Origin of the sequence: Pseudomonas sp. MYb541 (genome assembly GCF_037479595.1) — a bacterium.
Lineage (GTDB): Bacteria > Pseudomonadota > Gammaproteobacteria > Pseudomonadales > Pseudomonadaceae > Aquipseudomonas > Aquipseudomonas canadensis.
Genome location: NZ_JBBGYS010000005.1, coordinates 41,906 through 67,391 on the forward strand (window position 1 = coordinate 41,906; position 25,486 = coordinate 67,391).

Sequence of the window (25,486 nt, forward strand, 5' to 3'; positions counted from 1 at the left end):
GTCTAGGACACCTTTGGCGTGTGGGAGATGCGCGGGTCGAACCAGGGGTAAAGCAGATCGACCAGCAGGTTCACCAATACAAAGGCCGCAGCCGACACCGCGACGATGGCCAGCACCACCGGGATATCCTGGCGCAACACGGCTTCCTGGGCCAGCCGGCCAATGCCGGATCGCGCAAAGATGGTCTCCACCAGCACCGCGCCGGACACCGTATTGCCGACCTGTAAGCCGATCAGGGTCAGGATCGGCAACGCGGCGTTCTTGAACCCATGGCGCGCCTGCACCTGACCCCGGCTGAGGCCTTTGGCGTAGGCGGTGGTGATGTAGGACTCTTTCCAGACACCCTGAAAACTGCGTTGCAATACCTGGGCGTACACCGCGGCACTTGGAATGGCCAGGGTCACGGCCGGCAGCACCAAGCTTTCGAAGCCCCGGCTGCCGGTGGCGGGAAACCAGCCCAGGCCAAAGGCAAACACCTGGATCAACAACAACCCCATCCAGAACACCGGCACCGAAAAGCCCAGAGACGGCAAGCGCGTCATCGCTTTCTTCAACGGTTGCCAGCGGATATAGGCGGTCAGGTAAGCCAGGCCAATGCCGCCAAGCAACGACAGGAAGATAGCCAGGCCCGCCAGGGACAAGGTTTGCGGCAGGCGTTCAACCAGTAGTTCGGCCACTGGACGGTTGAGGGAAAGTGACTGGCCGAAGTCACCGCGAACCGCCCCCCACAACAAGTCGAAATACTGTTCGAATACACCCTTGTCCAAGCCGTAGTAAGCCCGCGCCTTTGCCAGGTCTTCCACCGACAGCGCGTCAGCCTCCATGCCTGAGGCGCTGAGCATCAGTGACAGCGTGTCGCCCGGCAGCAGATAAAGGATGAAATACGTGATGCTGTAGGCACCCCACAACACCAGGAGCGCCTGGCCGACCCGACTGATCAGGTAGCGGCTCATGGTGTGCCGATCTCGATATCACCCAACAGCGCAAAACCCTCGGCGGTCCAGCGGAAATTTTTCACCTTGGGCGAGGTTGCCGCCTGCCACACGCGCTCGTAGATCGGGAACGCCGAGCTTTCGTCAATCAGCAGGTCTTGTAGATCGCCATAGGCGGCCGCGCGCTGCGGGGTCTGGGTGGCGGTGATGCCGGCATCAAACAACGCCTTGGCTTTATCCAGTACCGCCGGTTCGAAGGTGTTGGTCGCCACGGTGGAACTGTTGGCGCTGCGCGGATCGAGGATGGTTTGCAGGATGATCGGGTCGGCGCGGGTCATGTAGTTGATGGTCAGGTCGTAGTTGCCGGCGGAGTTGTTGGCGACCCATTCGGCGCGGGTGACCACGCTGAGTTTCAACTCGATGCCGACCTTGCGCAGTTGGTCCTGGATCAGCACGTCGCCGGCAGTCTCGGCCGGGCTGATGTTGTAGCTCAGGCTCAGGCGCTTGCCGTTTTTCTGCCGGTAGCCGTCCGCGCCCTTGGCCCAGCCGGCCTGGTCGAGCAGGCGCTCTGCACCGGCCGGGTCATAACCGAGCTTGGCGGCCTGGCTTTTGACATACGGCGTGGTCACATCAAACACGCCGTCCACCACTGGGAATTCGGCGTTGTACACCGTGCTGGCGTAGCTCTTGCGATCAATCGACTTTTGCACGGCCAGGCGCACGTGTTTGTCAGCCAGCAGGCGCTCGCCACGGGTGTTGGGGAAGAGGTTGAGCGCAGGGCCCGGCAACGAACGGCTCTGGATCGTCGCGCCCTTGGACTGAAACAGCTTCAGGTCAACTTCGGAGAACGGGTTGCGCGGCCACAGGATGTCGGCCTTGCCTTGCAGGAACAGGCCGTTTCGTACGCTTTCCTCGGGGATGTAGCTGATGTCTACCGCGTCCAGGTGCGCTTCGCCCTGGTTTTTCATATTGGCCGAAGCCCAGGCGTAGCCCTTGCGCTTGGTCAAACGTGCGCCGACTTCCGGCGTGTAGCTGGTCAATACGAACGGCCCGGTGCCGATGATCTTGCCCAGGGAACGCTCTTTCACCGTCAGTGCGTAGGAGGCGGGCGCGAGGATCGCCAGGTTGGTGGTGGAAGTCGCCTGCAGGAAACCCGCGTTGGGCTTGGACAGCACCAGCTTGACGGTGAAGTCATCGACCACTTCGGCATGGTCGTAACCTGCCAGGTAGGTGGCGCCGAAGGTGGCGGGTAGCTCGGTGGCCAGCGCTTTGTCGCTGTCGAACGCGGTTTTCACCGCCTTGGCATCGAAGCGCTCGCCATTGCTGAAGGTGACGTCCTCACGCAGGTGGAAGGTATAGGTCAGCGCGTCGTCACTCATCTCCCAACTTTTGGCCAGCCAGGGGATGATCTTGCCGGTCTCCGGGTCCTGGTCGGTCAAAGACTCGGCGACATTGCGCAACAGCACGCGGTGTTCCAACCAATACACCTGGAACGGGTCGACGCTGACCAGGGTGGTGTTGTCGCCAAAAAACGCGATGTTCAAGGTTTTGCCCGCCTGGGTGTCAGTCCCGGGCGAGCAGGCGGCGAGGCTCAGCGCCAAGGCGCAGGGGGCCAACAGACGGCTCATCAAGTTGGAGGTATTCAATGGGGTGCCCTCAGGTGGCGTTTGGATCAGAAGTCGTAGGCGAGCTTGGTGTACCAGTAGCCGCCGCCGGGGTAGAACGGCGGGTTGCCATAGGCGGCCAGGCCGAGGTTGCTGTACACCGCGTGCTTGTCGGGGCGTACGTCGAAGATGTTGGTGCCGCCGATGCTGACGGTGAGGCTGTCGACGAAGGTGTAGCTGATGTCCAGATCGGTGATCCACTTGGCGCCGAAGCTGCGGTCGCCGCTCGGGTTGACCGCCAGTGTCTTGACCGCGCCGTAACGGGCGGTTTGCAGGTTGACCGCCAAGTCCTCGACCTTCCAGTTGGCGCCCAGGATCCATTTGGTCTTGGGTGACGCGTCGGTCAGGTCGCCTTCACGGTCACGGCCCACCAGGGTCACGCCTGAACCGGCCAGCGCACCCGGCGTGTCACGTGTGCCTTCGATGGTGGTCTTGTTCCAGTTGAATCCCAGGCTCCAGCGCACATCGCCCCAGGCGTCCAGTGGCGTGGTGTGGTCGGCGACCACGTCCAGGCCCTTGGTGCGGGTGTCGAACGCGTTGGTGTAGTAGTTGACCCAGGTGCCAGTGGGCACGCCTTGGGCGGCGAGGATGGCGTTGATCGCGCCGTTGCCACGGTCGTAGATATTGCTGGTCAGGGCGATGCGGTCGTCGATGTCGATCAGGTAGGCATCGGCGGTGATGCTGGTGCGTGGCGCCGGTTGCCAGGTCAGGCCCAACCCGAGGTTGCGCGACTTCTCCGGCTTGAGGTCATCGCCACCGAGGGCTTTGGCCAGGTTGCTGCCGGACGGGGTCAGGCGGGTTACGGCTGGCACCACGTTGCCGTTCGCATCGATGGCCACACGGTTATCGGCCACGGTGTAGCCGATCTGGGTCAGGGACGGTGCACGGAAACCGGTGCCCACGGTGCCGCGCACGGCCACGGTGTCGGTCAATTCATAGCGTGAGTTCAGTTTCAGGCCGAAGGTGTTGCCCGAGTCATCGTCGTAATGTTCCACGCGGCCGGCGACGTCGAGGAACCAACGGTCGGTGAGGTCGAAACCCAGGTCCAGGTAACCTGCGTAGTTATTGCGGATCAGGCTCACTTCGTCTTCCGGGCGAATCGTCACGGCGGCCTGCGCGCCGGAAGCGGCGGGGTAGGTGCCGGTAATATAGGCCTCGCGGTCGCCAGCGAACGTACTGAAATGCTCCCAACGATGCTCCAGGCCGGCCGAGACCTGCACCGGCGACGTCAGGTTGAACAGGCTGTCGTAGCGGCGGGTGAAGTCCAGGTTGTTGACCCATTGCTCGAAGCGGAAGGTCGCCAGGTTATCGAACTTGGTCGGTGACGCTGTGCCCAGCGATGGGTTGATGTTGAGGTCGCTGGAGTGGTGCACGTTGTTGCGTCCGTAGGTGGTGCTGAGGTCCCAGTTCCAGTCGGCCACCAACCCCTTGCCGCCGAACAGCAGTTGGTAGTCGCGGTCCTTGATGTTATTGAGCGGGAAGTAACCGTCCGGAAAAACCTCGGGCACTGCGGCCGTGCCGGTGGGCAGGCGGAAGTAGTTGGCGGCCTCGGCATCGCGTTCGCCGTAGGTGGAGAACGAATACAGCGTCAGGTCTTCCAGCAGCAGTTCGGCGTTATAGGCCAGGTTGAAGGCCTTGAGATCCGGGTCGCCGTTCTTGATCGCGACGCGATCCCACGCAGCTTCCTTGGCCGGGTCGCTGAACGCCCGCACGCTGCTGTCCGCCTTGTCGTTCCAGGAAGCGCTGCCGCGTTTGCGCGCATCGGCCGAGAAGTGGAAAAAGCCGCCCTGGCCCAGTTCGAAGCCTTGGTCACCCGCGACCTTGATGGTCTCGCCCTGGCCGGAATAGAGCTGGCCGTAACTGGTTTCCAGGTGGCCGCCACTCTTGGTGTTCTTGAGGATGATGTTGATCACGCCCGCCACCGCGTCGGAGCCGTATTGTGCGGCAGCGCTGTCTTTGAGCACTTCGATATGGTCCACCGCGCTGACCGGGATCAGGTCGATGTCAACCGCATTCGCGCCACTGTTGTCGATCGAGCCGCGCTGTCCCGTCGCGCCGTTGTGGCGGCGCTTGCCGTTGACCAGCACCAGCGTGTAGGCCGGGCCGAGGCTGCGGTTGCTCAGGGGACGTGTCACTGAGTTGTAGCCGGCGATGTTGGTGCCGAAGTTGAACGATGGCAGCAGCTTGGCAATTGCCTCGGACAGCTCGGCGCGACCGGTCTTGAGCAGTTGGTCGCTGTTGATCACATCGATGGGCGCCGGGCTGTCGGCCACCGTGCGCTCCTGGCCGCGCAGGCCGGTGGAGATCACCGTCACGGTGTCGAGCTTGGCGTCTTCAGCGAAGGCGGGCGCCGCTGCCATCAGCATGGAGCTGGCCAAGAGTGACAGGTGAAATTTGTTAAGGGAGGTGGGGAGTGCGATGTCTGGCATGTAGGCGACCTGGGGGATAGGGAATACGTCCTCCGCCAGGTATGGGGTCGGTCTGTGAAGCGAAGATAATCCTATAAAAAACCTGAGTGAAAGGCTATTTTGGAATAAGCTAATTATCAGTTAATATTATTTAATTTAACCGTATGATTAACTGTTTTTATTATGTGTCAGGGCGGGCACAGGATTCATAGGTAAATATCGTCTACATTCCTAGGGTAGTTCCCATCTGGAGAAGACGACCATGTTCAAATCTCGCATGTTGGCAGTTGCATTGACCGGCACTGTTTTGCTTATGGGCTCGGTGGCGACTGTAGCCGACCCTGGCAACGGCAAGGGTCAAGGCCACGCAAAGGGCAACGCACAAGGGGGCCAAGGTCATAAGGGCAAGGGCTCCGACGTAGATGATTGGCAGCGCGGCCCCAGCATCGACCGGGGCAGCATCCTGGGTGTGGTCGGAGGCTATCGTGACTATTGGAGCCCAGGCCCATCACTGCCGCCTGGGATACAGAAGAATCTGGCGCGAGGAAAACCTATGCCTCCGGGCATTGCCAAGAAGTTGGATGGTCGCTTGCTGGGCAGGTTGCCACATTACGACGGCTATGAGTGGCGGCAGGCGGGTACGGATTTGATCCTCGTCGCCATTGCTTCCGGCCTCATTTATGAGGTGCTCAATGGTGCTTTCGATTAGGGTCGGGATGGAGATCAGGTAACAATGCCTGCTCCATGCTGGCAAGCTTGATTTGGGTTTCCTCATATTCATCGGCTGGCCTAGATCCATGAACGATTCCGCACCCCGCGAACAAATGACAGTGTCGTGGGGTCATCAGCGCCGAGCGCAGAGCGACCAGGAAATCCCCATTGCCCTGTGAATCCATCCAACCCACCGGCGCTGCATACCAGCCTCGGTCGAAGCCTTCGTGGCGACGGATGAAATCCATGGCGGTCGCACTTGGCAATCCACCCACTGCTGGCGTTGGATGCAGCGCGTGGATGCCGTCCAGCAAACGCTTGTCTGGGTTGAGTTGCGCCATGATCGGCGTGCTCATGTGCTGCACGTTGGTCAGCTTCAGCAGGTGGGGGGATGACGCGGCCTGGAGGTTGCTGACTTTTCCGTCCAGGGCTCGGGTAATGGTCTGCACCACCAGTCGGTGTTCATGTTGCTCCTTGGGATCGGCCAGTAGCCGTTCACCGATAACGTGATCCTCGTCGGCCGTAATGCCTCGTCGTGCGCTGCCTGCCAGGGCGTGGGTGGTCAGGCGACCCGCCTGACAACTGAGCAGTCGTTCGGGGGTGGCGCCCATGAAGCAATGCTCGCCACGGTGCAGCGCGAACAGGTGGGAGGCGTTGCGTCGTGCATGCAGGCGCTGCATCACTGAACCACTGTCGAGGGGCGCGTCCAACTGGTACTCGATATGCCGCGCCAACACTACTTTGTTCAAGTCACCGCGTGAAATGGCCTGCAACGCTATATCGACCTTACCCTGCCATTGTGGGGAAGGCAGCGCATTGCGTTCGATAACATCGGGCGCAGTGGCCGTCGCGGCGGGAGGGTTGAGCAGTTGCGCATAGGCCGCGATGCTGTCGCGGGCCAATGCCTGCGGGTCGCTGTCGGGTTCGACCACTTGCTGGCAGCGTAGCCAGCAGCCGTCGGTGTCTTCGCTGAGCAGCCAATGGGCCAGATGAAAACTGGCGTCAGCGAAGGCGGCCCAATGCGGTGCGCACGGCCGTTGCTCGTCGAAGCGCATGCCGCCCAGCAGCAAGGGTGCCTTGGGCCCATCGATCACCGCGTCGGCGCACAGGGCGAACCATTGCCGGTCGACGTCGAGCATGCGCTGGGGGCCGCTGGCCTCGATCTGCCAGGCGCAGCCCAGGCCGAACAGTGTCAGGTCTGGCGAGTGCGCGCGCCAGAAGAAACCCTGCCGGTGGGCTTCGTAAAGGGCCAGGGCCTCCAGCGTCGGCGCGCGGTGTGAAGAAACGGCGATGACTGGCCGTTGATACGCGACCGCACGCTGGTGCGCGGTCTGGAATACCTTGAGCAACGCGTCCAGGTTCATACCACCTTGCTCTTTTTCTGCAACCAGAAGGCGGTCTGCTCGGCGATGTACCAGTGGATGATCTGGTTGAACAATCCCTCGATAAACTCTCCGTCCAACCCAGCCTCCTGCGCCCATTGCCGGCGTTGCGGCAACATCGCCGCGACACGTTCCGGGGCGGCGATGCTGGCCTGGTCGGGCTTGAACGCGGAGGCGGCCTTGACGTACTGCATGCGCAGGCCGAGGGCTTCGATTATCTGCTGGTCGAGGCTGTCTATGGCTTCACGAATGTCCGAAAGGCCAGTGCAGTGTTCCGGGGTTTTCATACCGAGTCTCCCTGTAGGTAGGCAGTGCGTTGCAACAGGTGATGGATCACCGGTCGCGGCTGATGCTTGAGGTAAAAGTGGTCGCCGTCGAACAGGCGGATATCCGGGGTGTGGTCGCTGAGGTCAGCCCAGGCACGGGCCTGCTCAAGGCTGACTTCGGCGTCATCGCGGGCCAGCAGCACGTCGAGTGGCGCCGACAAGCGGGTAAGCTGCTGGGGGCGCCAGGTTTCGATGGCCTGGTAGTCGCTGCGCAGGGTTGGCAGGAACAACGCACGCAATTGGGGCTTGGCCCACAGGCCGGCAGCGTCGGCGTCCTGGCGCAGGATGTCGGCGATCAGCGCGGCGTCGTCCTGGCGATGCAGGTCACTGTCTGGTTGCCGGTGTGGCGGCGCATGACCCGAGACGAACACATGGGCGGCGCCAGAGCCCGCCGCTTGCAGGCGCACTCCCACGGCGTAGGCGAGGGCGGCGCCCATGCTGTGGCCGAACAGCAGCAAAGGCCGGGCGGGCAACGTTTGCAGTGCTGCGCCAATGTGCCCGGCGAGACTATCCAGGCAGGGGATATGCGTTTCGTTGAAACGCTCTTCGCGTCCCGGAGATTGCACGGCCAGCAGGTCGATATCCCCCGGCAGGTGCGCCAGCCACGGACGGAAAAAACTCGCGCTGCCCCCGGCATGGGCCAGGCACACCAGGCGTGCCCGCGCCTGTTGGCTTTCTCGCAGCACGCGCAGCCATGGCGATGCAGCGCCGCTCATAGCGCCAGCACCTGTTCTGCCAGGGCCTTGCGGTTGACCTTGCCGAGGCGCGTCAACGGGAACTCGCGCAGCACCTGCAAGCGATCCGGCAACTTGTAGGCGGCCAGCCCACGTTCGCGCAGCCAGGCGTTGATCGAGGCCAGGTCGAGTCGCTCGCCGTGGGCCAGCACACAGGCGCAACTGCGCTCCCCGAGCAACTCGTCGGCCAGTGCCACCAGCGCCACATCGCGAATCAACGGGTGGCCGAGCAGCAGGTTCTCGATCTCTTCCACGGGGATTTTCTCGCCCCCCCGATTGATCACATCCTTGCTGCGACCCTCGACAATCAAATGCCCTTCGGGCAGGCGCCGCACCAGGTCGCCGCTGCGGTAAAAACCGTCGGCGGTAAACGCGCGCTGGTTCTGCTCGGCGGCGTTGTAATAGCCGCGAATGGTGTAAGGGCCGCGCACCAGCAATTCACCGACGGTGCCGGGGGCGACCGGCTGGTCGTCGGCGTCGACGATGCGGATCTCGTCGTCGGCGGTCAGCGGCAGCCCCTGGGTGTCGAACACCCGCGCCTGCGGATCATCCAGTGGCGTGAAGCACAGCAAGCCCTCGGCCATGCCGTACACCTGTTGCAGGCCGCAGCCCAAGACCGGGCGGATGCGTGCGGCGATCTCGGCCTTGAGCCGGGCGCCGCCGACCTGCAGCCATTGCAGGCTGCTCAGGTCGTTATCGGACCATTGCGCGACTTCCAGCCACAGCAACACCAGCGGTGGGATCAGGGCCGTGTGGGTGATGCGTTCGCGTTCGATCAGCTCAAAGGCGGTGTCCGGGCTCGGTTCCGGTGCCAGCACCAGGGTAGCGCCGACACTGAACACGCCCAAAGCACCGGGAGAGGCGAGGGGGAAGTTGTGCGCCACCGGCAGTGCGGCGAGGTATCGGGTATCGGCATCGAACCCACACGCCTGGGCGGCCAGGCGCGCATTGCATGCGTAGTCGTCATGGGTGCGCGGGATCAGTTTGGGCAGGCCGGTGGTGCCGCCGGACAACAGCAGCACCGCCACCTCCCGCGAATCCGGCGCAGGCAGTTCGCGCGGGCTGGCCACGCACTGCGCCAGCGGCACGAATTCCTCGGCGGCACCGACCACCCACACCTGTTGCAGGCTCGGCACTTGCTCGCGCAGCGTGCGCGCCAACGGGCGATAGTCGAAGCCCAGATGCTGATCGACAATCACATAGGCCACTGCCTGGCTGAGGTGTGCCAGGTGCGCCAGTTCATGTTCGCGATGGGCCGGCAGCGCAAACACCGGGATCACGCCCACACGCAGCAGGGCGAAGGTCAGGCTGAAGAACTCGGCGATATTCGGCAACTGCACCAGCACCCGCTGGCCCGCCACCAGCCCGCGCTCGGCAAGGCCGGCGGCCAGGCGGTCGGCCTCATGGTCGAGCTCGGCGTAGCTCCAGCGCCGCGAGCCGTCTACCAGCGCCTCCTTGTTTGGCGTGCGCCGGGCCTGCTCGCGCAGCAGTTCGCCCAGGGGCGCGCCGTGCCAGTAGCCTTGCTCGCGGTAGCGGCGAATAAAGTCGTCGGGCCAGTCAGTGCATCCATCAAGCATGGCAATCTCCTTGGGCAGTCGGGCAGCCCAGCAACTGGGCACCGTGCAGATTCAGCGGGTGCGCAAGGCCGGTGACTTGCACCGCCTGTACGCCGGTGTGCGTGGCCGGTTGCAGGCGCAGCAGCGGATCATCGCCGGCCAGCAGGTGAAGGGCGGCGTGATCGTCGGGGTGTACGCCCAAATGAATCGCGGCCAACCCGGTAGCGCCATTGGGGTGGACCCTGTGCGCCGGGTGCTGGGACGGTGAGTAGGGCGTGACCAGGAAGGGCAAGCGATCATGGCGCGGGTACACGAAACGAAAGCGCGTCTGACTGCCATCGGCGCAGGTGCGCCGCCAGTTCACCGTACGTCCCATGCTGACGCCGCAAGCCACCAGGCCCTTGAGGCGTGGCGCCAGGGCCGGGTCTTCGCACAGCAGGGCCAGGTCGCAGAAGCCTTCGCCCTGGGCGGCCCAACGCAACATGCGCCGCCCGGCCCCCCGGCCGGCCAGGCAGTCAATGGGCCACTTGAACAGCCAGGCATGGCGCGGCGTGGTCAGCAGTTCGATGATTGGCCCCTGGCTGAACCAGATGTGCGCGTGTTGTGCGCTGGCTTCAGCGGTGGCGTAAGTGACCTCGAAGCCGGCGTCGCGAAAATTCGCCACGGCCTGATGCAAGTCGCGCACCCACAGCAGCACATGGCTGCAGGCGGAAGAGGATTGGGCAGTGTTCAAAACGGCAGGGCTCCCAGCAGTTGGGCGGTGTCGTCACCGCAAGGGGGTTGTACGGCGTCGGCACGGGCATGGAGTTCGGCCAGTGACAGCGCACGTGGCACCCTGGGCTCGATCAGTTCGGGCATGCCGATCAGGCCGTTCATTTCGCGCCAGGCCATGGACACCTCGGTGGCCCACACGCCGCTGCGCAGGCGGCGTGCGGGGTCGTCGATGTCGCGACACAGTTCACCCAGCGCAAGGCTGACCGCGTCGGGCCAGAGCTGGTTGAACACCTGGTGATAGCTCGCTGGAATCTGCGGGTCGAGCACCACCATCGTCGGCCCGGCCAGGCGTTCGCTGCCTGGGCCGGCCATGATCAGGCGGTCGGTGTTGTCCCGTGGGGCATGCAGGCGCGGGTTCCACAGCACCGGGCCATGGGTGTCGCCCAGGCTCAGCACGCCGGCTTCGCAGCCCACTTCGAGGCGATGCAACAGGAAGGAATGGTTGTCCGGGTCCCGGGGGTGCACCTGGTTCTGGATGCGCAGGCTGATCGGCACACCGTTGAAACTCGCGTTGAGCCGCATGAAGGGTTGCGCCCCGACCCCGGCGGCTGGCGCCGCGAACACCCAGGGCCGCAGGCCACCGGCCAGGCGCCCGAGAATGTCCAGCAGCGGGTAAGCCACCTGGCTGTTGCAGGCCGCGTCTATGTACGCCAGCCCTTGCTGTTCGCGCAGGTACTCGGCCACGGCGAGAAAACGCCGGATCGCGAGGATGTTCGGGTACAGCGTGTTCACCGCGTAGGCTGCCTGGCCTTGACGAGCGGCCTGCATGCACGCCGCGATTTCGCGGTGGTGCACCGGGTGTTCCTGCAGCACGTGGATGCCGCGTCGCAGCAGTTGCTGGGCCAGCTCGCTGCCGGCGCCGCCTGTGGCACCGGAGCGTACCACCACGCAGGCGATGTCGACGTCATCCGGCACTTGCTCCACCGCCTCGTACAACGGTACGCCATAGTGCGCGGCGCAGGCGCGCGAGTAGGCATTGCCGCGCGACAGGATGCCCACCAGTTCATAGTCGGCCTGGGCGCGTGCCAGGGCTTGCAGGTAGATACGGCCAAACGCAGTGCCGGCGACGATCACGCGTTTGCGTGCAATGGGGCGGTTCATGACCAGGTCACCGGCAGGCAGTGGGCGCCGCGAAAGAACGTCGCGGTTTTCCATTGCACGTCGCCACAGCGTTGCAGGCTGGGCAGACGCACCACCAGGGCGTGCAGCGCCTCCTGCAATTCGACCCGCGCCAGGGCTGAGCCGATGCAGTGATGCAGGCCGTGGCCAAAGCCGAAATGGCCGCTGGCATCCCGTTGCAGGTCCAGCGCCTGTGGGTTTTCAAAGCGGGCCGGGTCATGGTTGGCGGCGCCGATCGAGGCGAACACCGCGTCGCCCTGGCGCACCAGGGTTTCACCGACCTGAATGTCTTCCAGCGCGTAGTGCACAAACATCGCCGCCGAGGCCAGCGGGATGTAGCGCAGCAGCTCTTCGACCGCCTGCGGTATCTGCTCGGGATCGGCCTTGAGCTGTTGCCACTGCGCGGGGTTGTCCAACAGCACCTGGATAAAGTTGGGGATCTGCGAGGCACTGCCTTCGTAACCGGCGACCAGGATCGCAATGCACAACAGCAGCAATTGCTCCTCGTTGAGGGACTCGCCCTTTTCGTCGGGCTGGGTCAGGGCGGTCATGAAGTCATCGCGTGGCGCGCGTCGACGTTCGGCCACCAGGTCTTTGATGTACGCGGCCAGTTCGCCCAGGTGAAGCTGGGTCTGATCCGCGTCTTCAGGGCGGGTCGACAGCAGGGAGTCGTTCCAGACCTTGAAACGGTCACGGTCCTGCACCGGCACACCCAGCAGCTCGCAGATCAGCGCCAGAGGCAACGGCAAGGCGTAGTCGTTGACCAGATCGGCCGGCGGGCCGGCGGCGAGCATGCGGTCGATCAACTGATGGGCGTAGTCGCGGGCGTGGGGACGCAGGGCTTCGACGCGGCGGCGGGTGAAAGCCTGGGCGGCGCGCGAGCGGATTCGCGTGAGTTGCGGCGGATCCATCATCACGATGCCACCGGCGATGCGTGGGAAGGCACGCGGGCTATCGTCGCGGCGAAACGCTTCGCTGCGACTGAAGCGCCGGTCGCCGAGCACCAGGCGTACGTCGTCATAGCGAGTAGCAAGCCAGGCGGGGGCGCCGATGGGCATCTGGATGCGCAACAGCCCCGGTGCCTGTTGGGCATGGCGATAGGGTTGCGCCAGCTTGAGGTCGGTGAAGCGGTTGAATGGGTAGGCCAGCGGGGTCATGGCAAGTCCTTGGCGGTGCTGAGGTCGGGCAAATGGTCGAGCAGCTCAAGCTGCAGTTCGGGGTCTTCCAGATGGGCCGCCAGTGCGGCGCGGCTCAGGCGTTGGGCCGGGACCTGGGCCACGAATACGCGATGGCCCAGGCGCGCCAGCGGGTGTGTGGCGGCGGGCAGGCTGCGGTTGCCGTGGAATCCGGCCCGCACCAATGCGCTTTGCCACTGCGACAGGTCGAGGAAGGTGGCGCTGCTGAGCTGGCGTTCGTCGCTGGCCTGGTTGAGCATGAAAGCCTGGGAGGCCATCACCCAGAATTCCTCCTGGGTCGGTTCGCTGAACACCAGCCAGCCGCCCGGCTTGAGCAAGGCGAGCAGGGTGGCCAGGGACCGCTCGGTGTCGCGGGCGGCATTCAGCACGCCCCCGGCAACGATCAGGTCCCAGCTCTGGCTGGGATAACCCTGGGCCAGGGCCGGGCGGTCGATATCGAACACGCCGTGACGTACCCATGGCCAGTCCTTGAGCCGCTCGGCGGCTTGCTCGCTGAAGTAGCGCGACACGTCGGTGCACAGATAATCCACGCTGGCATTCGCCAAGGCGGGCAACACCGCTTGGGTGGTGGACCCGGTGCCGGCGCCGACTTCCAGCACGCGCAGCGGCACACCGGCCGGCTGGCGTGCGGCCCAGGCGCCGATCCAGTGCGCGACGGCGCGGTGCTGGTATTGCGCTGCGAGGCTCTCGCGGTACAGCGCCGCCGCGCGCTCGGTGCGGCCTTCGGGAAACAACAGGTGCACCGCCGCACACTCACCGCGCATCAACAACGGCAACTGCCGCGCATTTTCCCGCGCATAGTCGAGGGTGCCGCTGCCGCCTGTGTTGCGTGCCCACTCCACGCTCAACTGGGCCCAGATACCTTCCAGGGCGATATCGCTCCAGGCATTCGCGTCGAGGGTGGGCTGCAACCGATCGGCGACGCGTTGCAACAGGCCTTGGGACTGCAGCACATCCAGCCAGCGCGCAATCAACGGCCGGTGACCAGGGGCAATGCCCGCCAGTGCCAGGCTGTGGGCCACGTCATTAAGCGGTGCCGGCAGCAACCCACACTGCTCAAGCCCATTGAGCATGGAGAGGAGCGCGACGTGACCCAGTCGATCATTGAGTCGCACCGACTCCACCAGTTGTGCAGGTTCAAAGGCTTGGTCGAGGGCGGTCTCGGTTGCGGCCAGGTGATCGTCCACCGGCCTGCTCGGGCAAGCATGCGGCACCACGAACAGCGTCTGGCCGTGCAGGGCAACGGCATTGACTTGAGGATGGCCCAAAGCGCGCTCACGCCAGCGTTGATGCGCCAGCTTGACGCTGGCCAAGTCGTGCCATTGCTGCGTGAAACCTTGCACGCGGCAATCGAGTTGCGCCGCGGCACGCTCCGCGAGCTGCCAGTCACCCGGGCGGTGGCTGACGAACAGCAACTGTTGCAGGTGGCTCAAATCACTCAACGCCAGTGCGGGGAAATCCAGCAGGCGCTCCAGCTGTTCGGCGCTCATCATCACCACAGCCGGGCGTTGGCGCTCAAGCAAGGCCAGCAGCCGGGCGGGCGCCAACTGATGAACGCCCAGGTCGGTAAACGCAGGCAGTTGCCAGGGCGCAGTGGGCAGGTCGATCAGCAGGGTGTCGACGTTCATCGGGAAACTCCGGTGGCATGGAACAGACGTTGCCCGGCGGCGGCCAGCGGGTCGGTCGCCGCGGGCCACAGGTCGAGCAATTCAAAGCCCGCGACGTGCAAGGCCTGGCGCCAGACTTCGGGTGGCATGAACACTTCGTCGGTGGCCCGAAGCGGCGCGCCGGCCGGCGGAGACAGCAACAGGTGCATGAAGGTCAGCATCGCCGGGTTGTCGGCAATGGATTCGCTGAACAGCAAGGTGCCGCCGTCGCGCAGGCAAGCGCGGATTCGCGCCAGGCTGCGCGGCAGGTCGCAGGCGTTGTGCAGCACGTTGCCGGCGATCACCAGGTCCTGGCTACGGGGCGCGATGCCTTGCTCGCTGAAGTCGCGGTCCAGGTCGAGCAGGCCTAATTGCATACCGGGCTCCAGGCGGAATGCGCGCTGAGCCGCGCCGGTGAACAGTGAGCTGATATCAGTGAAGCGATAAGCTTTTTCACGGTTCTCCAGAGCTGCCAGCACGGCACGCGTGGTACAGCCGGCACCGCCGCCGAGCTCCAGCACCTGCAACACGTCGTCGGCGGCGCTGGTTTCCCGCGCACGGGCCGCGAGCGTCTGGTTGATCGCGGCGGTGAAGTGGTTGCGCTGGTACGCACCGAGTACCGCCACCGGATCCCCGGCGAGCACCAACAACGGCGCCAGGGCGATGCGGTCGCGCAGCAACTCGGGCAGGCACTCGATGACCTGGGCATGGAGTTGCGCCATGCTCGACGGGAAACCCAGCTCGGCATACAACCCTGGCAAATCGCCGATGGCGGCTTGAGGCGGCGTGCCATTCCAGGCCAACCGCTCGCCGTCTACCTGCACGGCTTCGGCTCGCGACAACGCCGCGAGCCAGCGTCGCACGATCCAGGCGTGGCGCGGTGCGGTGCCGAGCGCTTGGTTAAGCTGTGCGGCGGTTCGCCAGACCTGCATCGGCAAGGCCTGGGTACGCAGGAGCACGTCGGCCATGACACCCAGGCTCAGTTGTTCCAGTGCGTTAAGGGCGGTGTTCATAGGCAACCTTCTTCGGCGTGTTGCAGGTGTGCGAGTGGGTGGTCCAGCAGGGTCAGTGCGTGGATCGCCTGAGTGCGTTGCAGGCGCTCAAGGCTGGCGGCGGGCGGCAACGCGTACGCGGCGTCATGGCAGCCTGGGCGGATTTCGCCTTCGAACACACTCACCACCGTGACTGCCGCCATGGCGCCGGTCAGAGGCGCATTGCCCGCGCCGCTGACGACCAAGCTGCGGGTGTACGCCTGGTCGTCGCAGAGGCCATCGAGTTGCAGCAACAACGTGACAAAGGATGGCTGGCCACTGAGGTCCAGCTGGCTGGCCGTACATAAGCGTTGCACCGCTTCGGCACGCGGCAGGCTATGCGCCTGGTCGAGGGCCTTGAGTACATGGCCGTCGGTCATCACGTTGAACCACTGGCCTGTTTCCAGGCGCAGGTCCCTGGCCAAGCGTTCGCCTTCCCGGTTCAGGTAGGGCAGCACATGCACCGGCCCGGGGAAACACGGCAGCAGCACATCGTGCCTGCGTCGCAGTGCGCGGCTGCAACGGCCGTTGTGCCAGGCCGCCAAGGGCTCGCTGGAGCCGTCTACCGCCCCTTGCAGGAAGTCGTCGGCGGCGACCGCCGTGAAGTGGTCACGCAGACCGAAATAGCTGTTCAGCCCCAGCACCCGTGTAAACCCCTGCATCGCGAGCCAGCGTGGCAGCAGGCCGGTGAGGCCCGGTTGCAGACCCGCACCAAGCACCGCGCTGCGCCCGCGCCATAAAGCCGGGTCGAGCTGGATATCGCCCGCAGCGTCGACGTAATGCGCATCGGCGTTCAAGGCGGCCTGCGCGACACGGTCCGCCACGCGCCAGGAGGGGCCGGCGCAGTTGAGCAGCACGTCGCAGCCACGGGCGAACCTGGCCAGGGCTGGCGTGTCGTTGAAATCCACGGCCGCCCACTGCAGGCGTGCTTCGGGCCATTGTTGCTGGAGCAGCGCCAGGCAGCGCGCCCCGTTGTGCGCATCACGCCCGCCCAGGCGCAGGTCCTGCAGGCCCAGGCTCAACAAGGCCTTTGCGCTGGCCAGGCCGACGTCGCCACTGGCGCCCAGCACCCCGATCAGCATGGCTGGGCCTGCGCATTCAGGCGCCAGCCACCCGCGCGCTGACGGTCATGCCAGAACCCGGCGTAACGCCCGTTGAGGCTGAGCAGGTGTGCGTGGGTGCCTGATTCCACCAGACGACCTTCGTCCAGGACCAGAATCTGGTCAGCGGCCATGATGGTCGGCAAACGATGGGCGATCACCAGCACGGTCGAGTGTTGCATCAGGCGTTGAATCGCGGCCTGTACGAAGGCTTCGTTGTGCGGGTCGAGCGCGGCGGTGGCTTCGTCCAGCAGCACGATGGGCGCACGCTTGAGCAAGGCGCGCGCCAGGGACACGCGCTGGCGCTCACCGCCGGACAACGATGCGCCACCTTCGCCCACCGGTGTGTTCCAGCCTTGGGGCAGGCGGGCGACGATTTCATCGACACCGGCCAGCCGTGCCGCTTCGGCGACGTCGCGGGCACTGGCGTCCGGGCTACCGACGCGGATATTCGCTTCCAGGCTGTCGTCGAACAGGTACACGTCCTGCATCACCAGCGACAACTGCGCCATCAGCGCCGCGTTGGACAGCTCGCGCACGTCCACGCCGCCGACCTTGACGCTGCCCGCCGTGGTATCGAAAAAACGCATCAACAGGCGGGTGACGGTGGTCTTGCCCGAGCCCGACGCGCCGACAATCGCGGTCATCGAATGCGCCGGGGCGCTGAAGGTCAGGTCGCGCAACACCGTCGGACCGCTCGGGTAGGCGAAGCTCACGTGTTCGAAGGCCAGGCTGCCGGGCGCTGACAGGGGCAGGCTGACGGCGGGTTCGGGCAGCGGCGGCTCACGCAGGATACCCACCAGTTGATCCAGGTCGTTGCCGGCCATGCGCAACAGGCCGCTGCGTGCTGCGGCTTCGGCCAATGGCCCCACGAATCGTGCTGCCAGGGCGAGCAGGGCCACCAACTGGATCGCATCGATTTCACCATGAGCCGCCAGTGCAATGCCCACGCCGACCAGTAGCGCAAAGGCCAGCTGCACGGTCAAACCACCGGCGAGCAGCTTGGGAAAGGTCTGCGACAGCATCGAACCACCCGCCAGCTTTTGCGCCTGATTGGCCGCCTGTAACGGCGCGTAGCCGTCCTGGGTGCGGCCAAACGCGCGCAGCACTTGCTGATAGCGGGCGAACTCCACCACCCGGTTGCCGGCCAGTGTCGCGGCGGCTTCCACTCGCGCATCGTTGCTGCCGATGGCGGCGGCCGACCAGTGATGGGTGAAGTAGATCAGCGGCGCACACAACACAGCCGTCAGGCCCAGGCGCCAGTCGAACACGAACAGCGTCAGCGCCACGGTGGCCGGCACCACCACCCCGGACACCACCGGCCCCAGGTAATGGGCAAACAAACCGGTGACCATCAACGTGCCGCTGGTAGCGCTGCGTGACAGGCGCCCGACCTTTTCCGAGTTGAACCAGCCCAACGGCAGGCTTACCAGGTGCTGGCCGAGGCGATCATGCAAGGTCGTCAGCACCAGCAAGGCCAGGGCAAAGCCCTTCATGGCCTGCTGGTAGTGGGCGATGCAGGTCAGCACCACCATGGCCGCCAGGCCCGCCAGCCAGGCGGTGGCCGTGGGCAGGTCGCCGGCGAACAACGCGTGCAGGATCGGCACCAGCAGCGCCACGGCCAGGCCTTGCAGCACGGCGCTGGTCACCAGCCACGCCAGGTAACGGTAGAGGCGCGGGGCATGGGCCGGGCCCAGTAAGGTCACAAGGCTGCGAATCACAGGGACATCTCCACGGCAGGGGTTTCGGTGCCGGCTCGCCACAGTCGGGCATAGGCGCCATTGGCGTTCAGCAGGTGTTCATGGCGGCCGCTTTCCAGCACGCGGCCCTGGTCGAGGACGACGATCTGGTCGACCCCGCTGATGCTCGCGAGGCGATGGGCAATCACCAGCACCGTGCGGCCACGTGCCAAGGCAGACAGCGCATCCTGGATCAGTGCTTCGGACTCGGGATCGGCGTGGGAGGTGGCTTCATCGAGGATCAGCACTGGCGTGTCGGCCAGCAGCGTGCGGGCGATGGACACGCGCTGCGCCTCGCCACCGGAGAAGATCGCATCTTCGCCGATCACCGATTGATAACCCCGGGGCAAGGCCTGGATACGCGCATGGATCTGCGCTGAGCGCGCTGCCGCCTCGACCTCTGCATCGCTGGCCTCCGGGCGGCCCAGGCGCAGGTTGTCGGCGACCGTGCCGTGCACCAGTTGGGCGTCCTGCAACACGAAGCCCACGTGTTGATACAACTGGCGCGGGTCGATCTCGCGCACATCGGCGCCACCCACGCAGATACGGCCGGCGTTGACGTCATGAAAGCGCGGCACCAGCTTGGCCAGGGTCGACTTGCCGGCGCCGGACGCGCCGACCAATGCGGTCACGCTGCCGGCCGGGCAGTGCAAGTCGACGCCCTTGAGGATCAGGTGCTCGGCGTCGTAGCCGAACTGCACCTGTTCAAAGCGGATGTCGCTACCCTGGGGTTGGACGCAGGCCTTGGGCGAAGGCAATTCCTCAACGTCCAGCAGCGCTTCGATGCGATCCGCTGCCGCCAGGGCCGTACGCTGGGCCGTGAGGCTCTGGTTGATCACCAGCAGCGACTGCGGAATGACCACCGCCACCAGGGTTTCGGCGAACAGCTCCAGCGGTGTGATCCAACCGTGCGCCAGCAACAGGCTTCCCACCCCCAGGCTCACCAGCAGGATCACTGGCACACTCAAGGCCATCGAGGAAAAGGCTTCCAGGCGCAGCAGCGGCTTGACCCAGCCGGCGTACTGCTCGCTGAACTGGCTGACCGCCTGCTGATAGCTACGGTGCGCCTGGCCGACCTGGCCGAACGCCTTGACCACGGCAATGCCGTGCACGAACTCGACAATTGCCGCGCTGACCCGGGTCATGCTCTTGTCCAGCAACTGCATCTTGGCGCCAAAACCGCGCATCATCAGGGTGTAGGCCACCGCGTAGATGGGCAGTGTCAGCACCGCCAGCAGCGCCAGCCGCCAGTTCAGCGTCGCCAGCCACAGCAGGCCCGCCAACGGCGTGACGATGGCTGCGGTGAGTTCCACCGCGTGGTGGGCGACCAGGTGGTGCAGGTCTTCGAGGTCGTCCTGCACCACCTTGCGCACGGCGCCGGAGGTGGTGTCGGTGTACCAGCCCAACGGCACGCGCCCGAGCTTGCGCACCATGGCTTCGCGCAAACTTGATTGCAGCCGGTGGTCAGCCACATGGGTCAACCACAGCGCCACGCCACTGGCCATCCACCCCACACTCAGGGCGATCACCACCAGCGCGGCCCACAGCCACAGGGTCTTGCTGTCGGCGCTGCCGGCCAACAGCAAGCGGCCCAGTTCGGTGAGGCCGATAAAGGGCACCAGGTTGACCAATGCGCCGAGGGCGGCGAACGCCACACCAAGACGGATGAGGCGATTGACCGGGCGTTTCAGAGTATCCAAGGCAGTGGTCATGAGTTTTTCCGAAGGGCCTCAAGCAGGTGCGCAGTAACGGTGTGGACGTGGGGCGGTTCGATCACGCTGAAGTGGTTGCCAGGTACGTCGATCAGCTCGAAGCGGCCCAGGCACGCGTCTTCCCAGAACGGTGCGGCCAAATGCCCGACGCCGCCGGTGATGCCGAACGATTGCTGCTCCAGGCAGCGCAGGTAGGTCATGTTGCCGAGGAACGGCGGCGGATCGAACCGCGCCGCCCGCATGCTGTGGCGGCACACACGAAACAGCGTCGGTACCAGTTCGGGGCCGATCGGCACCCCGGCCTGGCCCGAGGCCAGGCGTGCGTATTCGGCCAGGCGCTCCTCCTGGCTGCGCGCCGATTGCTGTTGGACCGCCAGCGCCAGCGCGTCCAGCCCCGGATCGCCGCTCAACGCCGCCATGGCCCCGGCCGGCACGCGGCGGTTGTCGCGGGCCATCAAACAGTCGATGGCGCGGTACACGTCGTAGTCTTCGATGTGCGCGCCAAACACGGTTTTCACTGGATCCAGGTTCAGGTTGGGCACGAAGATCGCCTCGTAGGCCAGCTCTTCGTCGGTGTCGATGAACATCGGGATGCTGTCGATCAGGCTCAGGTCGACCACCTCCATGCCGCGTTCGAGCAAGCGCCGGGCAACCTCAGTCGCCAGCAGCCCGCCGAGGCAGTAGCCGATCAGCTGAAAACGTTGATGACCGTCGGCAATCAAGCGCTCGGCGTAGTCCTCGGCCACGTGCTCGATCAGGCGTTTGGGCTCCAGCGCCAGGTACTGTTCGGTGTCAGCCACGGCAAAGCCAATCACCGGGCCGGCCTGTTGGTCGGCAAGGGCGCGGCCCAGGTGCTGGAAATAATCCAGGGTGCCGAGGGCGGCGTGGAACATCACCCGGACCGGGCCGACGTCACCTCCGCCAAATGGCACCACCAGCGCGTTGCTGCTCGACGAACGTTGCGCTTCATCGCTGGCGGCAATCGCGCCCGGCGTGGCTTCACCCTGATTGAGCAGGCGCGCGAGGGCGGCGACATTCGGCTCGTTGAGCATCTGGCGCAGCAAGGTGTCGTAGCTCAGGCTTTGGGCCTGGGGCAGTTGCTCACGCAGTTGGCCAGCGACGCGGGCGAGGATCAGCGAGTCGGCGCCTTTTTCATAGAAGCTGTCCTCTACGCCGATCTGCGCCAGCCCCAGGGCGTCGGCCCACAGGCGGCACAACTCGGCGCTGAGTGGATCGCTCGGCGCTTCCTGGCTGCTGGAGGCCTGGGCATCGGCGGCAGGGCGCCAGCCGGCCAAGGTCTTGCGGTCGACCTTGCCGTTGGCGGTCAGCGGCAAGCGGTCGAGTACCTGCAGGTGCGCTGGCAACATGTAGTCCGGCAGGCGTTCGGCCAGGGCGCGGCGCAGGCTGTCGACACTCAGGCGCTGCACGCCGGCCTTGAAGCGCGCGGCGAATACCTGCATGCCGAGGGCGGCCAGCGGATGATCGGCCTGGGGCAGGGCAGGCAGGCATTCGCCACCGAAGGCCTTGACCCGCGCCTGCCAGATATCGGCGTCGCGCAGGCCACTGCGGCCCTGGTCGTGGTCGCCATTGGCCGGTGTCATCATGAAGCCCTGTGTCAGCAGGATCGGCGGCCATTCGCCGGTCGGTTCGCTGAACACCAGCCAGCCGCCAGGGCTGAGCAACTCGGTGATCTGGCCGAGGGCATTGTCGATGTCCTTGACGCTGTTGAGCATGCCCGCACACAGCACGATATCCACACTGTTGCTGGCCAAACCCTGAGGGCGGATGTCCTGGTCGATGTCCAACACGCCATAGCGTACCCAGGCCTGTTCAGCGAAGCGCTGCTTGGCCGCCGGCAGGAAAAACGCGGTCATGTCGGTAAACAGGTAGTCGACTTCCAGCCCATCGAGCAAGCTGATGACCGGCGCGCTGGTGGCGCCGGTACCGGCGCCGATTTCGAGGATGCGCAGCGGGCCGTCGCCTTGATGGTGGGTGGCCAGGCGGTTGATCAGCGCCGCGATGTTGTGGTTGTTGTAGCGCGACACGGCATCCCCGCCGTACAGCTGCAAGGCCAAGTCCAGTTGGCCTTGGGGGAACAGCAAGTCGAACGGGTTGACCTCGCCCTTGAGCAGTTGCGGCAGTTGCCACACATGGTTGAGCTGGTAGTCGAGCAGCGCCTGGCTGCACAGCCCCGAGGCGACCGCCTGTTCCACCCGGCCCCACGCCAGCGCCGGGTTGGGCGCGGGTTGCGCGAGGCGGTAGTGCGAGTGGGGGTAGTGCAGCAGACCCGCCTCGCACAGCGCGCCCAACCAGCGGCGAACCAGCCAATGGTGACGCGGCTCGGCCTGCAAGGCGTGCAGGATTGTGGCGTCGTTGGGTTCGGCCCGTTCGCCGCTGAACAGTCCGGCCTTGAGCAACACCTCCAGCATCGAACTCAATGCGGCGGCACTCAGGTCAGCCTGGTACTCGCGCACCTGTTGCGCATCGAAACTGCCCACCTGGCTGTCGGCATAACGTTTGACCGCCGTAAGCAACGGCGCGCCTGGCAGCGGCTCGGGTTCAGCGCGTGCAGCGGTGACGAACGCCAACAGGTCGCCACTGACCAGGCTGACCGCAGTGTCCACGCCAGGGGTGGCGAGCAGTGCGGCCTCGACCTCACCGAGTTCCACCCGATGGCCGCGGATTTTCACTTGGCCGTCTTCACGACCCAGGAATTCCAGCTCCCCCCCCGGCAAATAGCGGCCACGGTCACCGGTGCGGTACAGGCGCTGGCCGTCGAGCGGGTGAGCAAAGAAACGTGCGTCGCTCAATGCCGGATCGCCCAGGTAGCCCTGGGCCAGGCCGACACCGGTGATGTACAGGTCGCCCGGCACCCAGGTCGGCGCATCACGCCAGTGGCTGTCGAGTACCCGAAAGCCCTGGTTGGCCAGCGGCAGGCCGTAGGGAATGCTGCGCCACGCCGGATCGATGGCGCCGATGGGGTGCAGGTTCGACCAGATCGAGGCTTCGGTGGCGCCGCCCAGGCCTACCAGTTTCAGGTCGGGCAACAACGCCTGGAGTTGCGGTGGCAGGTTCAGCGGGATCCAGTCACCGGACAGCAAGGCCAGGCGCAGGCTGTCCAGTGGGCGGGGTTCGGCGTGCAGGTAGTCGGCGAGCATGTGCAGTTGTGCCGGCACCGAGTTCCACAGCGTAACCTGATGGCGCTGCACCAGTTCGGCCCAGTGCGACGGGTCGACGCCACGTGCCGGGTCGGGCAGCACCAGGGTTGCGCCCATGGCGAGGGGCCCGAACAGGTCATACACCGACAGGTCGAAACTCAACTGCGCCAGGCCCAGTACGCGGTCATTGGCGTTGACGTCGAAGCGTCGGTTGATGTCTTGCACGGTATTGAGCGCGGCGCGATGGCTGATCATCACGCCCTTGGGTTCGCCGGTGGAACCGGAGGTGTAGATCACGTAGGCGAGGTCATCGGGGCTGCCCTCGATCAGCTCGAAATCCGCGCCCGCCGAGGGCAACCGGTCTACGGCGTGCCATTGCAATGTCTCGGGCAACGGCGTGTTCGGCTGCGCCAGGGAATGCCCCAGCACATGCCGCACCTTGGCGCTTAGCAGTACGCGGTCGCGGCGTGCGGCCGGAGCGTTGCTGTCCAGGGGCAGATAGGCCGCGCCGGCGAGCAACACGCCGTAGGCCGCCACCACTTGGTCGAGACCCTTGGGCATCAGGATCGCCACGGGTTCCTGCGCGCCGCACCCGGCCTCACGCAGGGAGGCGGCCACGGCCAGTGCGCGTTCGGCAAGGGCGGCGTAGGTCAGGCTGCCACTGGCATCGATCACCGCCAGGGCGTGAGGATGTTCCCAAGCCATGGCCAGCAGGCCGTCGTGCAGGCGACCGGTGGGCAACGGGGCGGCGGTGGCATTTGCTGCCAGGCGTTCGCGCTGTTGCCAGGCCGGCAGTGGCACTTGCACCGGATGTTCCCAGGCGGCCGGATCGAGGGCGAGCAACTGCAGTTCGGCGACAAAGGCCTGTTGCATGTCGTCCACCAGGCCGTTGGGGAATACGCCTTGGCGCACGTCCCAATGGATGTGCAGGCCGTTGGCGTCATCCATCACTTGGCAATCGAGGGTGACCTGCGGCGTCTGGGTGATGCCGTGGCCCACCCGGCGTTGACTGGCCGGCGGTGCCTCGATCCCCAGGCCGATGGCGCTGGTGAAGACCACCGGCATGGCCGCCGCTTCACGCCCACGACGGCGACCGATTTCGCGCATGACCTGGATGCCGGAAAATAGCCGGTGCTCCAGGTCGGCAAACAATTGGCTGCCCAACTGGCGTGCCTGGGCGGTGAAGTCCAGCCCTTCGGGATCGTTGACCTGCAACAGGCTGACCGAGGTGAAGTCGCCCACCAGGCGATCCACCTGCGGGTGCAGTGGCAGGCGGTTGAGCAATGTCAGGTTGAGGCTGAAGGCAGGCTGCTGGCTCCAGCGTTGTAACGTGGCGACGTAGGCCGCCAGCACCACGATGGATGGGGTAAGACCGCGTTCGCTGGCAGCGCTTTTCAGGGCTGCCCATGGCTGCGACTCAAGCTGCGCCGAGTGCCGTTGAAAACGGGGCACGCGGGTGTCTTCGCCGCTCAGGGGCGCCGGCAGTTGTGGGGCGGCGGGCAATGCGTCGATGCGGGCCAGCCAGTAGTCACGGTCACGTTGGTGGCGGCTGCCTTCGAGCAAACTGCGCTCGGCCAGTAGATAGTCGCGGAAGGTGATGTCCAGGGCAGGCAACGTTGCCTGGGGATCCTGCAGCAACAGCTCCAGCTCATTGAACAGCAGCTGCGCGCTGGCCCAGTCGGCGATCAGGGAGTCCATGGAGAAGTGCAGCGTGTCGCCGTTGTCGCTGCGGCTCATACGCAGTTCGAACAGCGGCCAGACCTCGGTGGGGTAGAGCTTCTGCTCCATGGCCTGGCGAATCTGTTGCACCGCGTGCTGGTGCTGCTCGCGGGTGGCGCCACGCAAATCGGCGATGGCCAGAGGATAGTGGTCGACGTCGGGCAGCACACGCTGCGAACCTTCGCTGGCGATCACCGCTCGCAGCATGTCGTGGCGGGCGATCAGGCGGTTCCAGGCCTGTTCCACCTGCTGCGGGTCCAGGGTTGGCCAGCTCAGTTCCAGGTAGCCATGGCAGGCGACATTGCCGTAGCCGAAGGACGATTGGCGGCCCAGCAGGTAGGCATTCTGCACATCGGTGAGGGGAAAGGGCGTGTGGTGCTGCGCCGGATCGGCCTGCACGAGCGGGCGTTCCTGTGTCTCCAGCAGGTGCAGGATCTGTTGCTTGTGTTCGCGCAGTTGCGCCAGGCGTTCGGTGTCGAGCAGGCCCTGGGGCGCGCGGAATTTCAGTTGGCCATCCTGGGGCCAGAGTTCGACGCCCAGGGACTTGAGTTCGCTTAGCAGTTTGGCGGCGGGCATGGG

Annotated in this window: 17 protein-coding genes; 1 reads left to right on the forward strand and 16 read right to left on the reverse strand. The window is 65.3% G+C overall.

What is annotated here, in order from left to right:
• Positions 1-2: 2 nt before the first annotated feature.
• The 3 genes from WH299_RS04485 to WH299_RS04495 are packed head-to-tail and all read right to left on the reverse strand — an operon-like array spanning position 3 to position 5,025.
• Positions 3-953: an ABC transporter permease gene (locus WH299_RS04485; RefSeq protein WP_339549690.1), complete on the reverse strand. Its 951-nt coding sequence runs from the start codon at positions 951-953 to the stop codon at positions 3-5.
• Entirely contained in the window at positions 950-2,560 is a 1,611-nt protein-coding gene (locus WH299_RS04490) for an ABC transporter substrate-binding protein (RefSeq protein WP_339549753.1), read from the reverse strand. The genes WH299_RS04485 and WH299_RS04490 overlap by 4 nt, the downstream gene beginning before the upstream one ends.
• Positions 2,561-2,604: 44 nt before the next feature.
• Complete coding sequence (locus WH299_RS04495) at positions 2,605-5,025, reverse strand: TonB-dependent receptor plug domain-containing protein (protein ID WP_445262698.1); 2,421 nt, start codon at positions 5,023-5,025, stop codon at positions 2,605-2,607.
• A 241-nt stretch (positions 5,026-5,266) separates the two neighbouring features.
• Here WH299_RS04495 and WH299_RS04500 point away from each other — a divergent pair, with 241 nt between their 5' ends.
• Positions 5,267-5,713, forward strand: a complete 447-nt coding sequence (locus WH299_RS04500) for an anti-virulence regulator CigR family protein (protein WP_122726888.1) — start codon at positions 5,267-5,269, stop codon at positions 5,711-5,713.
• On the opposite strand, the gene WH299_RS04505 is transcribed toward WH299_RS04500, so the two are convergent.
• Genes WH299_RS04505 through WH299_RS04565 form a run of 13 tightly spaced genes read right to left on the reverse strand, consistent with a single transcriptional unit; the run spans position 5,694 to position 25,483 of the window.
• Positions 5,694-7,079: an isochorismate synthase gene (locus WH299_RS04505; RefSeq protein ID WP_339549691.1), complete on the reverse strand. Its 1,386-nt coding sequence runs from the start codon at positions 7,077-7,079 to the stop codon at positions 5,694-5,696. The two genes, WH299_RS04500 and WH299_RS04505, sit on opposite strands and share 20 nt — an antisense overlap.
• On the reverse strand, positions 7,076-7,384 hold the full coding sequence (locus tag WH299_RS04510) for an isochorismate lyase (RefSeq protein ID WP_028616070.1): 309 nt from the start codon (positions 7,382-7,384) through the stop codon (positions 7,076-7,078). The genes WH299_RS04505 and WH299_RS04510 overlap by 4 nt, the downstream gene beginning before the upstream one ends.
• Positions 7,381-8,139 carry a thioesterase II family protein gene (locus tag WH299_RS04515; protein WP_339549693.1) on the reverse strand — a complete coding sequence of 253 codons (759 nt, stop codon included), beginning with the start codon at positions 8,137-8,139 and terminating at the stop codon, positions 7,381-7,383. Before WH299_RS04515 ends, WH299_RS04510 begins: the two co-directional genes overlap by 4 nt.
• Positions 8,136-9,734 carry a (2,3-dihydroxybenzoyl)adenylate synthase gene (locus WH299_RS04520; protein WP_339549695.1) on the reverse strand — a complete coding sequence of 533 codons (1,599 nt, stop codon included), beginning with the start codon at positions 9,732-9,734 and terminating at the stop codon, positions 8,136-8,138. Before WH299_RS04520 ends, WH299_RS04515 begins: the two co-directional genes overlap by 4 nt.
• Positions 9,727-10,446 (reverse strand): VOC family protein, encoded by a 720-nt coding sequence (locus WH299_RS04525; RefSeq protein ID WP_122726899.1) that lies wholly within the window; start codon positions 10,444-10,446, stop codon positions 9,727-9,729. The genes WH299_RS04520 and WH299_RS04525 overlap by 8 nt, the downstream gene beginning before the upstream one ends.
• Positions 10,443-11,588: a Gfo/Idh/MocA family oxidoreductase gene (locus WH299_RS04530; protein ID WP_122727437.1), complete on the reverse strand. Its 1,146-nt coding sequence runs from the start codon at positions 11,586-11,588 to the stop codon at positions 10,443-10,445. Before WH299_RS04530 ends, WH299_RS04525 begins: the two co-directional genes overlap by 4 nt.
• A complete protein-coding gene (locus WH299_RS04535; protein ID WP_126570163.1) occupies positions 11,585-12,763 on the reverse strand; it encodes a cytochrome P450 in 1,179 nt (392 codons plus the stop codon). The genes WH299_RS04530 and WH299_RS04535 overlap by 4 nt, the downstream gene beginning before the upstream one ends.
• Positions 12,760-14,430, reverse strand: a complete 1,671-nt coding sequence (locus WH299_RS04540) for a class I SAM-dependent methyltransferase (protein WP_339549696.1) — start codon at positions 14,428-14,430, stop codon at positions 12,760-12,762. The genes WH299_RS04535 and WH299_RS04540 overlap by 4 nt, the downstream gene beginning before the upstream one ends.
• Complete coding sequence (locus tag WH299_RS04545) at positions 14,427-15,461, reverse strand: class I SAM-dependent methyltransferase (protein WP_123477311.1); 1,035 nt, start codon at positions 15,459-15,461, stop codon at positions 14,427-14,429. The genes WH299_RS04540 and WH299_RS04545 overlap by 4 nt, the downstream gene beginning before the upstream one ends.
• Positions 15,458-16,561 (reverse strand): saccharopine dehydrogenase NADP-binding domain-containing protein, encoded by a 1,104-nt coding sequence (locus WH299_RS04550; protein WP_339549697.1) that lies wholly within the window; start codon positions 16,559-16,561, stop codon positions 15,458-15,460. Before WH299_RS04550 ends, WH299_RS04545 begins: the two co-directional genes overlap by 4 nt.
• A complete protein-coding gene (locus WH299_RS04555; RefSeq protein ID WP_339549698.1) occupies positions 16,555-18,300 on the reverse strand; it encodes an ABC transporter ATP-binding protein in 1,746 nt (581 codons plus the stop codon). Before WH299_RS04555 ends, WH299_RS04550 begins: the two co-directional genes overlap by 7 nt.
• Positions 18,297-20,030, reverse strand: a complete 1,734-nt coding sequence (locus tag WH299_RS04560) for an ABC transporter ATP-binding protein (RefSeq protein ID WP_339549699.1) — start codon at positions 20,028-20,030, stop codon at positions 18,297-18,299. Before WH299_RS04560 ends, WH299_RS04555 begins: the two co-directional genes overlap by 4 nt.
• Positions 20,027-25,483, reverse strand: coding sequence for a non-ribosomal peptide synthetase (locus WH299_RS04565; RefSeq protein WP_339549701.1), 5,457 nt, complete (start codon positions 25,481-25,483; stop codon positions 20,027-20,029). The genes WH299_RS04560 and WH299_RS04565 overlap by 4 nt, the downstream gene beginning before the upstream one ends.
• Positions 25,484-25,486 lie beyond the last annotated feature (3 nt).

What these genes read in the sequence shown, in the direction of transcription:
- WH299_RS04485 (WP_339549690.1), bottom strand. Translation starts at nt 953, where the DNA reads ATGAGCCGCTACCTGATCAGTCGGGTCGGCCAGGCGCTCCTGGTGTTG.
- WH299_RS04490 (WP_339549753.1), bottom strand. Translation starts at nt 2,560, where the DNA reads ATGAGCCGTCTGTTGGCCCCCTGCGCCTTGGCGCTGAGCCTCGCCGCC.
- WH299_RS04495 (WP_445262698.1), bottom strand. Translation starts at nt 5,025, where the DNA reads ATGCCAGACATCGCACTCCCCACCTCCCTTAACAAATTTCACCTGTCA.
- WH299_RS04500 (WP_122726888.1), top strand. Translation starts at nt 5,267, where the DNA reads ATGTTCAAATCTCGCATGTTGGCAGTTGCATTGACCGGCACTGTTTTG.
- WH299_RS04505 (WP_339549691.1), bottom strand. Translation starts at nt 7,079, where the DNA reads ATGAACCTGGACGCGTTGCTCAAGGTATTCCAGACCGCGCACCAGCGT.
- WH299_RS04510 (WP_028616070.1), bottom strand. Translation starts at nt 7,384, where the DNA reads ATGAAAACCCCGGAACACTGCACTGGCCTTTCGGACATTCGTGAAGCC.
- WH299_RS04515 (WP_339549693.1), bottom strand. Translation starts at nt 8,139, where the DNA reads ATGAGCGGCGCTGCATCGCCATGGCTGCGCGTGCTGCGAGAAAGCCAA.
- WH299_RS04520 (WP_339549695.1), bottom strand. Translation starts at nt 9,734, where the DNA reads ATGCTTGATGGATGCACTGACTGGCCCGACGACTTTATTCGCCGCTAC.
- WH299_RS04530 (WP_122727437.1), bottom strand. Translation starts at nt 11,588, where the DNA reads ATGAACCGCCCCATTGCACGCAAACGCGTGATCGTCGCCGGCACTGCG.
- WH299_RS04535 (WP_126570163.1), bottom strand. Translation starts at nt 12,763, where the DNA reads ATGACCCCGCTGGCCTACCCATTCAACCGCTTCACCGACCTCAAGCTG.
- WH299_RS04540 (WP_339549696.1), bottom strand. Translation starts at nt 14,430, where the DNA reads ATGAACGTCGACACCCTGCTGATCGACCTGCCCACTGCGCCCTGGCAA.
- WH299_RS04545 (WP_123477311.1), bottom strand. Translation starts at nt 15,461, where the DNA reads ATGAACACCGCCCTTAACGCACTGGAACAACTGAGCCTGGGTGTCATG.
- WH299_RS04550 (WP_339549697.1), bottom strand. Translation starts at nt 16,561, where the DNA reads ATGCTGATCGGGGTGCTGGGCGCCAGTGGCGACGTCGGCCTGGCCAGC.
- WH299_RS04560 (WP_339549699.1), bottom strand. Translation starts at nt 20,030, where the DNA reads ATGACCACTGCCTTGGATACTCTGAAACGCCCGGTCAATCGCCTCATC.
- WH299_RS04565 (WP_339549701.1), bottom strand. Translation starts at nt 25,483, where the DNA reads ATGCCCGCCGCCAAACTGCTAAGCGAACTCAAGTCCCTGGGCGTCGAA.